The sequence below is a fragment of the uncultured Thiodictyon sp. genome (assembly GCF_903828115.1).
Classification (GTDB): Bacteria; Pseudomonadota; Gammaproteobacteria; order Chromatiales; family Chromatiaceae; genus Thiodictyon.
This window is the reverse complement of the sequence record NZ_CAIKKU010000627.1, coordinates 1-10,249: the sequence shown is the minus strand read 5'-3', so window position 1 is coordinate 10,249 and position 10,249 is coordinate 1. Positions and strand designations below refer to the sequence as shown.

At 66.9% G+C, this 10,249-nt stretch carries 7 protein-coding genes and 2 rRNA genes; all 9 read right to left on the bottom strand.

Annotated elements, in window-relative coordinates; all coding sequences use genetic code 11:
• Window positions 1–135: 135 nt before the first annotated feature.
• Window positions 136–1,083: a hypothetical protein gene (locus QZY48_RS23590; protein ID WP_295435676.1), complete on the bottom strand. Its 948-nt coding sequence runs from the start codon at window positions 1,081–1,083 to the stop codon at window positions 136–138.
• A 162-nt stretch (window positions 1,084–1,245) separates the two neighbouring features.
• Complete coding sequence (locus QZY48_RS23585; RefSeq protein ID WP_295435675.1) at window positions 1,246–2,154, bottom strand: hypothetical protein; 909 nt, start codon at window positions 2,152–2,154, stop codon at window positions 1,246–1,248.
• Window positions 2,151–4,097: an ATP-dependent DNA helicase gene (locus QZY48_RS23580; protein ID WP_295435673.1), complete on the bottom strand. Its 1,947-nt coding sequence runs from the start codon at window positions 4,095–4,097 to the stop codon at window positions 2,151–2,153. The genes QZY48_RS23585 and QZY48_RS23580 overlap by 4 nt, the downstream gene beginning before the upstream one ends.
• 41 nt (window positions 4,098–4,138) lie before the next feature.
• Window positions 4,139–5,080, bottom strand: a complete 942-nt coding sequence (locus QZY48_RS23575; RefSeq protein WP_295435671.1) for a hypothetical protein — start codon at window positions 5,078–5,080, stop codon at window positions 4,139–4,141.
• Window positions 5,081–5,221: 141 nt separating this feature from the next.
• Window positions 5,222–7,642: a penicillin-binding protein 1B gene (mrcB, locus tag QZY48_RS23570; RefSeq protein WP_295435670.1), complete on the bottom strand. Its 2,421-nt coding sequence runs from the start codon at window positions 7,640–7,642 to the stop codon at window positions 5,222–5,224.
• A 187-nt stretch (window positions 7,643–7,829) separates the two neighbouring features.
• Window positions 7,830–8,582 (bottom strand): ABC transporter permease, encoded by a 753-nt coding sequence (locus tag QZY48_RS23565; protein WP_295435668.1) that lies wholly within the window; start codon window positions 8,580–8,582, stop codon window positions 7,830–7,832.
• Between the two features lie 32 nt (window positions 8,583–8,614).
• The gene (locus QZY48_RS23560; RefSeq protein ID WP_295435667.1) at window positions 8,615–9,553 is read right to left on the bottom strand and encodes an ABC transporter ATP-binding protein; all 939 of its coding nucleotides are present in this window, start codon (window positions 9,551–9,553) and stop codon (window positions 8,615–8,617) included.
• A gap of 316 nt (window positions 9,554–9,869) precedes the next feature.
• A 5S ribosomal RNA gene (rrf, locus tag QZY48_RS23555) occupies window positions 9,870–9,985 on the bottom strand.
• A 95-nt stretch (window positions 9,986–10,080) separates the two neighbouring features.
• Window positions 10,081–10,249, bottom strand: a 23S ribosomal RNA gene (locus QZY48_RS23550); the annotation flags it as partial.

Sequence of the window (10,249 nt, the reverse complement as noted above, 5' to 3'; positions counted from 1 at the left end):
GTCGTTGTCGTAATCGGAGAACGATGCAATTTGGCGTGCGAGAGAATCCGGGGCGCTACGATAACCTCGATTACGATTACGACAACGACAACGACAACGACAACGGTGCGACAAGCATTACCTAATGGACTCGTATTAGTGAACCGTTGCTGATCTCGCCTGCTCCAATTGCTCAAAAAACTCAGCAGGCGGCAGCAGTACCCAACCCCGCAACCCCGCGTCCAGGGGGCCGGGGTGCCGCCGCGGCGGCTGGTCCTGCCCGACCTCGACCACATAGAGTCCCGTTTCCCCGTGCAGTCCCACATGGGGGTCTTCCAGCAGCGTTGCCCCGGCCCAGCGAGCCAGCCCCGCCAGCACCGCGCTGCTGCGCACGCCACGCCCGGCACGCTGCTCGGCCAGACCGAACAGAAGCAACTGTTTGTACTCGAACGTGGCATCGACAGCCGACGGCGCGCGCTGCAGGGGTCGTCCGGGCGCAGCCCCGGTGACCCGCCGAACCATCAGATGGACATAGAGATCGTGCAGGTCCCGCCACGTATCGACCGGCACCGGACAACCCCACAGCGCCGCATAACGCAACTGCCTGGCGCAGAATCGGAACAGGTTGTGCAGCGCCCAATCGCGCCGCCGCACCGGGCGTTCATCCTGGGCCGGGGCGCCGCGGTCGAGTTGGACGAGTGCCTGATGAAGATTCTGGAACATCAGCCGGTACAGCCGCTGTTCCAGCGTCACCCCACGCGGGCAGGCACCGTCGGCGCCGGCGTCCGGAGGCTGACCCGGCCCCGACCAGGGCTTGGGTAGACCCGCGCAGGTCTTGCGCACCGGCCCTTTCAGCAGGCGCAGCATCGACAAGCGGCGGGAGGGTGACAGTGTCGCCCGGCGCAGACCCGCGAGCGCCAGGAGCAGGGCCGGGCCCGCCTGACGCACACCCGCCGCACGCAAGGAGCCGAGCCAATCGCGCACGACCGCAAGGTCCGCGTCAAAGGACGCCCAGGTGAGATTGCCCGCAGCCGACGCCGCCGACGGGGAGTCGGCGCGCGCGGCGATGCCCAACGCGGGCAAGTACCCGATGCTGCCATCCATAACGCGTCTAGCCTTCGTTATTCTGATAGGCCGAATGCTAGCCGAAACGGGCCGACAAAACCTGCGTACTATTGAGCACTTTGGACATCCCGACCCCCGAGCGGCGGGCGCTCGAGCGGAAAAACGTCATTGCGTTCGACGGGTTGAGCGCCCCACTGGGATTCAGTCGACACCGAATGGCTGAAGCACCGCCCGGGCGGCAGCAAGCGCAGCCAGGAACCCGGGCGGCAGGCGCAGCACCTGGGCCCGGCTGACCGGCCCCAAAGCCCCCGGCACCAGGCGCGCCGGGGTATCACTGGAGGCCTCCACGAGGTAAGCACCCAGCACTCCGGAATAGCCTCCCGGATCATGGAGTTCAGCGGCCTGCACCCAGGCGGAAAAAGACCCTTGCGCGGTCGGCACAAGCAAGGCGTGAGCGCCTTGTTCGGCACAGAGGCCGACCATGAGGAGCCGCTTGTATAGGGTCTGCGGATCCTCGGCGGCGGCGCTCCACGGCCCGGCCGGTCCCCGACTCACCGCCTCATCCGCGCCGCCGCGGCCCATATCCATCCGATTGGTGGAGTAAGAAAACAGATCGTGAAGCTCCTGCCAGGTGTGCGGGGGCCAGGTCTGACCCCAGCGGGCACCCAACTCGATCTGACGACCCAGGCAGACGTACATCTGCCCGACCACCCAGGCCCGCCCCTGGTCGTGCTCCCCGACGACGCCCCCGACGCCACGGTCCAGGTCGTGCAGCGCCCGTTTGAGGTTCTCGAAGGTGAGAGCCCACAGGCGCTGCACGAGCGGCAGGGGTGCCGCGGCCTGACCCCCTGCACCCGGGCGCGCCGCCGATGGCGTCGGCAGATCATCGGCAATGTCACGGATCATGGTCATCGATGCACGCAGCATCTCGACCCGCCGCGGGCCGCCCAGCGGGGTCCGCGCCAGCCGCTCCAGCTTGAGCATCAGGGCGACCAGGATCGGACAAAAGCCCTGGGTGCAGAGCCGCCCCAGCCAAGCCTCAAAGGCCGGAGAGGCGAACTCGCGGGACCACCGCTCGCTGTCGGCGGCCGAATGGCGGCTGGCGTTCATTCGCCGGCAGTTCCCGTCGGGCTCGGCGGCGCGGCAGACGCCACCCCGAAAAAGGCGCGTACCTGTTCGCGCTCGCGGGTGCGCGCCATCGGCGGCAGGCTGGCCAGGAAGGTATGACCGTAGGAGCGCCGCAACAGCCGGGGGTCGCAGACCACCAGGACCCCACGGTCGCCGCCCCCCCGGATCAGGCGGCCCGCCCCCTGCTTGAGCGCAATCACCGCCTGCGGCAACTGAAATTCAGCAAAGGGATTGCCGCCCCTGCGCCGCAACGCCTCGATCCGCGCCGCCAGGACCGGATCACCCGGCGAGGCAAAGGGCAAGCGGTCGATGATGACACACGACAGGGCCTCACCGGGTACGTCCACCCCTTCCCAAAAGCTCGCGGTGCCGAGCAGGACCGCATTGCCCAGGTCACGGAACCGGCGCAGGAGTTCGCCCCGGGGGGCGCTGCCCTGCACCAGGATCGGGAAGGGGATGCGCCCCGCCAAGCCGTCCGCCACCTCCCGCAGCGCCCGATGGCTGGTGAAGAGCAGGAAGGCGCGCCCCTGGCTGTAACCGACCAGTTCGCACGCCAAGTCGAGCACCGCGGCGTTGAAGCCTGGGTCGGCGGGCTCCGGCAACCCCCGCGGCACGAACCAGAGGGCCTGGCGGGCATAGTCGAAGGGGCTGTCCCAGCGGGCGGTCGTCGCGCCCTCGATACCGAGTTGACTGGCGAAGTGCGCGAAGCTGTCGCCGACCGCGAGCGTCGCCGAAGTGAACACCCAGGCAGCGCGCTGCCGGTCGAACTGTTGGCGAAAGACCGCGGCCACCTCCAGCGGCGTCTGATGCAGGCGCAGGCCGCGACCCTGGACCTCGAACCAGCGGACCTGGTCCGCGGCGACGGGGGCGGTGAGCAACGCCATGCGCGCCGTCAGTTCGTGCGCGCGGCCCAGACAGGCATCCAGGCCCTTGCCCCGCCCCTGAAGGGCCTGGAGCCCCTGGGCCAGGGACTGCAGCCGCCGCACAAGCCCGGCCAGGGCCCGCACCGGCTCCGGGTCGCCGATCAGGTCCTGCCAGGGACCCCGGCGGTCGCCCTCACCCAGGCACAGCCGGAGATCCTGCGCGGCCCGCCGCAGACCCGCGGCACGCTCGGGCAATTCGGGTGCGTCGCCGGCCTCGCGGCGATACTCAAGCTCCGTGTCCCGCGCCAGATCGAGCACTTGACGAGCGCTGACCAGCACGCCGAAAAAGCCGGCGGCGACCTCCGGGAGTTGGTGCGCCTCGTCCAGGATGAAGCAGTCCGCGCCCGGCAGGATCTCGCCGAACCCTTCGTCTTTGAGCGCGAGGTCGGCGCAGAACAGGTGGTGATTCACCACCACCAGGTCCGCCGCCTGGGCCTCCCGACGCGCCGCGACCAGGTGGCAGTCCTGCCACTGCGCACAGGTCTGGCCCAGGCAGTTGTCACTGGTCGAGGTCACCGCGGGCCACACCGGGGCATCCTCAGGCATCGCCAGTTCTGCGACATCCCCGCGCCTGGTGGTTTTGGACCAGTCCTGGACCTGACGCAACTGGGCACGCAGTTGCGGATCATGGCGGGCGGGGTCCTCCAGCGCCAGGGTGAGCCGATGGCGACAGAGATAGTTTGCGCGCCCCTTGAGCAGCGCGGCGCGCACGGGGACCCCGAGGGCGTCGCGCACCTGCGGCAGGTCCCGGTGAAAGAGCTGATCCTGCAGGTTGCGCGTCCCGGTGGAGATCAACACCTTGCATCCGGACAGGATGGCCGGGACCAGGTAGGCAAAGGTCTTGCCGGTACCGGTTCCGGCCTCACAGATCAGAGTTTCACGGGACTCGATCGCCCGCGCGATGGCCTGCGCCATGGCCTGCTGGGAGGCGCGGTGACTGAAGCCCGGGAGTCGCTGCGTCAGCAACCCCGCGGAACCGAAGACCTGGGCCAGGGTAGTCACTTGCGTCTGAACCTCAGCCGGCGCAGGGCAACCGCAGGGGCTCAGTCGCCCCCGGCCCGTTGCTCCGCCTCACCGGCACCGACGGCGTCGCCGGTGCGCCGTTTCGCCTCGGCGATGATGCGCCAGTTATCCTTCTTGACCGTGGCCTGCCCGCCGGCATAGTCGTTTGAACGGGCCGCGAGTTGGCCCGCCTGGGCGGACAGCCCCTGCTCCATCCGCACCCGCGCCAGCCGATTCCACAGATAGGCCTCGCGCGGCGCAATCCGTAAGGACCGCTCCAGCGTCGCCGCGGCACCCGCATAGTCACCGCTGGAGCGCTGCTGCTCGGCCTGCCGCGCCAGGCTGTCCGCGGCCGGCGCCAGACCGGTGGCCGGCTCGGCGGGCGCCCGCGCGACCGGCGGCGCCGCCTCCGCGACCCGGGTCGCCGGTTTGACCGGGGCCGGGCTCACCGGCGGCCGGGCCGCCTGGGGCGGCGGGGCGGCGGTCACCGCCCGCGGCGCCGGGGGTGGTGCGGCGGCAACCGCGACCGCTGGCTTTGCCGGTGCGGCCTTGGACGGCGCGGTCGGCACCGCGGGGACCAGGACCTTTGGCGGCGCGGCTGCGGCAATCTGCTTCGGCGCGGTTGCCGCGGTGGGCGATTTGGGGGCGGCGACGGGTACCGACTTGGCGCTCGCTGCCGCGACCGTCGGCGGCTTCACCGCAGGCTGGGTCGGCACCTGAGCCTTGACGACGGGGGCGGCGGCGGCCGGCCGCGACGCTTGGGCGACGGCCGGTGCCGGGGCCGGCACCGCCGACACCTGAGGTGCGGGCGCGCCGGCCACGGCCGACGTCGGTTCCGGCTCCGGCTCCGGCTCAGACCCCGGCTCGCGGTAGGCGTAGACCGCAGTCGCCTTCTTCTTGGGGGCCGCGGGCTTCGGCGGCGCCTTGGCCGCCGCTGCGACCACCACGGACGCCGCGGGGGCGACCTCCGCCGGCGTCGGCATCGTCGGCGGTGGCGAGTCCATACGCGGTGAGAGGGTTACCACCGGCGCCGGCGGGCCTTCGCGCGGGCCCATCGCGCAGGCAGCCAATCCGAAGACCGGGAGACAGATGCAGACGAGGATTCGAGGGGCGTTGAACATCGGCTACAAATTGCTCAAGAAGGGATTTTCGGTCGGCGGCTTCGGCTTCGGCTTGGGAGGGGCGGTCGGCACGGGGACCGGCGCGGGTCGGGCCGCCACGGGCGCCTGCGGCGTCTCATCGGTCCGCCCTTTGGGCGCATCCGAGCGTTTGGCCGCGGACCGGGTGTCCGCCTTGTCCGCACATCCGCCGCCCGCCGGCCCGCTGCCCACGATATAGGGTATCCCGGATTGGCCGCAGGCACCCGACAGGACGACGCCCTCGGGAGGCGACTGCGCGAGCGGTTCGTTCGGGATCGCCAGCATGAACTCCGCCCAGACACGCAGTGCCCCGGTACCGCCGGCAAACCCCGTGGGCTTGTAATCATCACGCCCCATCCACACGACGGCGACCTTATCGCCGCTGAAACCGGCAAACCAACTGTCGCGCCCGTCGTCGGTCGTACCGGTCTTGCCGGCCATGGTCAAGCCGCTGGGCAGGCGATTGCCAAGCCACTTGGCGGTTCCCTGGCGGACCACCTGCTGCATCGCCCAGCCGGTCAGATAGGCCGCCCGCGGGTCGACCACCGCCTCCACCGCCAGGGGATAGCGGTTGAGCGGGCGACCGTTCACGTCCATCACCTCGCGGATCGCGCGCAGGGGGGCGCGGTAACCGCCGGCGCCAATCGTCTGGTAGATCTGGGCCACCTCCAAGGGTGACAGGGAGACGGACCCCAACATCATGGCCGGTACCGCGACAATCCGCCGTTGGGCACCCAGGCGATAGAGTGTTTCGGCCACCTCCTTGACCCCGATACTCATCCCCAGATTGACGGTCGCCAAATTCCAGGAATGCGCAAGGGCCTGATACAGCGGCACGGAGCCGTGGACCGAGTGATCGTAGTTCTGCGGCGACCAGAGATCGCCCCCGATCCGCAAACTGTACGGCTCATCCGGGATGTTGGTCGTCAGCGTATAGCGCTTGGGATTGGACAGGGCCGCCAGATAGACCGCCGGCTTCACCAGGGAGCCGATCGAGCGTACGGTGTCCAGGGCGCGATTGAACCCGGCGTAGCCCGCCTGACGCCCGCCCGCCAGGGCCAGCACCTCACCGTTGGTGACCGAGGTGACGACCGCCGCGGTCTCCAGGGTGCCGACGCGCATCCCGTGCGACTTCTCCAATTCGCGCAGTCGTTTCGGCAGCGCGACCTCCACCGCCGACTGAATCAGCGGATCGAGCGTGGTGAAGACGCGCAGACCCTCGGAGCGCAGGTCCTCGTCGCGATAGTCACGCTGCAGTTGGCGGCGCACCAGTTGGATATAGTCGGGGTACTCGCCGGTCGGCCGCCCGCCCCCGTCGCGCAGCGCGAGCGGCGCGGACTTGGCCATGTCACCGTCAGCGGCGCCGATGACCCCATCGCGCACCATGACGTCGATCACCAGGTTGCGCCGCTTCAACGCCGCGTCCGGGAAGCGCCGTGGGTCCAGACTGGAGGGGGCCTGCACCAGACCGACCAGCAGCGCGGCCTCCGCAATGCCCAACTCGTCGAGGTCGCGGTTGAAGAAGAAGCTGCTCGCAAGTCCGAATCCGTGGATGCCGCGGCTCCCGTCCTGACCCAGGTAGATCTCGTTAGCATAGGCCTCCAGGATGTCGTCCTTGTTGTAGCGCCACTCCAGCAACAGGGCCATATAGGCCTCGTTGAGCTTGCGCGCCATGGTGCGATCGGCGGTCAGATAGAAATTCTTGACCAACTGCTGGGTCAGGGTGCTGGCGCCCTCGACCACCCCACCGGCACGCAGGTTGTGATAGCCGGCACGGATGATGCCCCGCGGATCAATCCCGGCATGGCTGAAGAAGCTGCGATCCTCCACGGCTAGAAGGGTGTTTACCAGCAGGTCCGGCAGGTCCTTGCGCTTCACCAACACCCGGTCCTCGTTGTGGGTCGGGTAAATGCTTGCGATCAGAGCGGCTTCCAGTCGCACCAGGGCAGGCGCGGACCCGTCGCCTCCATCACGCAGGGCCGCCACCTTGGCATCCTTCAGATCCAGTTCCAGCAGGCGTCCCGGCTCCTCGCCGTCCCAAAAACGAAAACTGCGGGTGTGCACCACAAAGCGCCCCCCGTCCCGGCTGTAGGTCCCGTCGGCCGCCGGGTCGGTCACCTGCCGATAATTCAGCCGCGCGAGTTCGGCGTCCAGTTGCTCGGGTGTCAAGGGCCGATCGACGTAGATCTCCAGCGGGCGCGCAAACACCCGGGCCGGCAAGGCCCAGCGTTTGCCCTCGAATTTCGCGCGCACCACCCGGTCGAGGTGGACACCATAAAGGGCACCTGCCAGGCCGACAGCGACGCCGACCAGCAGTGCCCACCGCAGCAGAAATCCGCTGATGCGGCGGCGCGGACGCGGGGGCGGATGGCGCCCGGAATAATCGCAGGAGTCAGTGTTGGGCATCGTCACGGATTAGGTTCCAGTCCGATCACGGCACAGGCGCCGCGCGGGCCGCGCGGCGGTCGTAACAGGGTTCCCGGGCGGACCGCAACGGGTCGGCGCATTTCCTGAAAGCTTCATCTGCTTATAGTCCCATTTGCAGTAGACGGTTACAAGCGCCGGCCACTTCGCCGGGGCGGGTCTGGCCTCATCAGGACTTGACGCCCACCCCGCGACGCAGCAACTCCAGGGCGAACAGGGCGAAGAACAGGATGAACGCAAGGATAATCCCAAAAGCCACGCCGAGGGGGATGTCACTGACCCCATGAAGACCGTAGCGGAAACCATTGACCATATACAGGACCGGATTCGCCAAGGACAGGCCCTGCCAGAACTGCGGCAGTAAGTCGATTGAGTAGAAGACACCACCCAGGTAAGTCAGGGGCGTCAGCACGAAGGTGGGGATGATCGAGATATCATCGAAACTGTTGGCAAACACCGCATTGATAAAACCGCCCAGGGCGAACAGGACTGCGGTCATGAGCAACACCAGAGCGGTAATGGCCGGACTGTAGACCCGGACCTCCGTAAACAGCGTGGCAACCAACATCACCGCCGCCCCCACGGTGAGGCCACGCACCACACCACCAGCCACGTAACCGGCCAGGATCACCCAGTTCGGTGCCGGCGAGACCAGGAGCTCCTCCACGTAGCGGGAAAACTTGCTGCTGTAAAAGGAGGACACGACATTGGAATAGGAATTGGTGATCACGGCCATCAACACCAGCCCCGGAACGATGAAATCGAGGTATGCCAGGCCGTCCATGGGGCCGATCCGGCCACCGATGAGTTGACCGAAAATCACAAAATAGAGGGTCGTGGTGATCACCGAGGGCAACACCGTCTGCACCCAGATTCGCGTAAAGCGCAAAATCTCCTTGGAGACGATGGTCTCAAAGGTCACCCAATAGCGCCGCCAGGCCCGCGCATCCCGCCTCACGGCAGTAACCCCCGATCCGTCCGCGCCCGGCCCACCATGTCCAGAAACAGCCGCTCCAGGCGATTCTGCTTGTTGCGCAGGCTGATGACCTCAATACCGTTGCGCGACAGGGCATCGAACAGACCATTGATGGTGTGTTCGCGGTCCATCTCCACCTCCAGGGTGCAGTCATCCACATGGTTGAGCACGAATCCGCCCAATTGCGGCAATTCCGCCACCCGCCCCTTCAGGTTGAGGACAAAGGTCTCGGTGCGCAGGCGCGCGAGCAGGGCCGCGATGGTAGAGCGTTCAGTGATTTCGCCGTGGTTGATGATGGCAATCGTGCGGCACAGGCTCTCCGCCTCTTCCAGGTAATGGGTGGTGAGAATGATGGTCGTACCTTGGGTATTCAAGTCCTTCAGGAAGGCCCACATGGAGCGGCGGATCTCGATATCGACCCCGGCGGTCGGCTCGTCAAGGATCAGCAGGCGAGGCTCGTGAACGAGGGCGCGGGCGATCATCAGCCGCCGCTTCATGCCGCCCGAAAGCCGACGCATCTCGGTGTCGCGGCGATCCCAAAGGTCCAGTTGCCGCAGGTAGCGCTCGGCCCGCACCCGCGCCTCGTGCCGCGGGATTCCGTAATAGCCCGCCTGATTCACCACCACCTCAACCGCCGGCAGGAACAGATTGAAGTTGAACTCCTGGGGAACCAGCCCGATGCAGGCCTTCACGCCTTCCGGATCAAGGTCCAGGTCATGATCGAAAACCCGCACGGTGCCGGTCGTCTTGTTCACCAGAGAGGCAATGATGCCGATCAAGGTCGACTTACCCGCGCCGTTGGGACCCAAGAGGGCGAAAAAATCGCCCTCCGCCACCGCCAAGTCAACTCCCTTCAGGGCCTGTAGCCCACCCTTATAGGTCTTGACGAGATGAGCAACGTCGAGGGCTGAGGTCATGAGGAAGGATATCGGATCGGCAGTGACATAAGGGCACAATTAACGAGCGTTGTCGTTGTCGTTGTCGTTGTCGTTGTCGTGTTCGTAATCGGAGAATCGATGCAGTGTGGCGCGCGAAAATTCGGGGCGCTTCGATAACCTCGATTACGACAACGACAACGACAACGACGCGACAACGACGCGACAAGCAGTCCCCGATAGACTTGTCTAAGGTATTGGTGAACCGCCGCACTTGCAACCCGTGCAACCGCGCGCGCGGCGGCGGCGCCAAAAGAAAACCCCCGGGCCGTGAGGCGCGGGGGTTGTCAGGAAAAGGCCCTAGCGGTGACCTACTTTCGCATGGGGAGACCCCACACTATCATCGGCGATACACCGTTTCACTTCTGAGTTCGGGATGGGATCAGGTGGTTCCAGTGCTCTATGGCCGCCAGGAAAAACGTCGGTCACCCCGCCGCCGGCGGCATGACCCAATTTCGTGTGATCGTAAATGGCGCGTTGCGCTGTCACCCAAAGCACTTGGGTGTTATATGGTCAAGCCGCACGGTCAATTAGTACGGGTTAGCTCCACGCGTTACCGCGCTTCCACACCCCGCCTATCAACGTCGTGGTCTTCGACGGACCTTCAGGGACCTCAAGGGTCCAGGGAGACCTCATCTTGGGAGGGGCTTCCCGCTTAGATGCTTTCAGCGGTTATCC

Bases quoted from the DNA above. Each gene is read 5' to 3' on its own strand.
- QZY48_RS23560 (WP_295435667.1), bottom strand. From the start codon at position 9,553: ATGACCTCAGCCCTCGACGTTGCTCATCTCGTCAAGACCTATAAGGGT.
- QZY48_RS23585 (WP_295435675.1), bottom strand. From the start codon at position 2,154: ATGAACGCCAGCCGCCATTCGGCCGCCGACAGCGAGCGGTGGTCCCGC.
- QZY48_RS23590 (WP_295435676.1), bottom strand. From the start codon at position 1,083: ATGGATGGCAGCATCGGGTACTTGCCCGCGTTGGGCATCGCCGCGCGC.
- mrcB (WP_295435670.1), bottom strand. From the start codon at position 7,642: ATGCCCAACACTGACTCCTGCGATTATTCCGGGCGCCATCCGCCCCCG.
- QZY48_RS23575 (WP_295435671.1), bottom strand. From the start codon at position 5,080: ATGCCGACGCCGGCGGAGGTCGCCCCCGCGGCGTCCGTGGTGGTCGCA.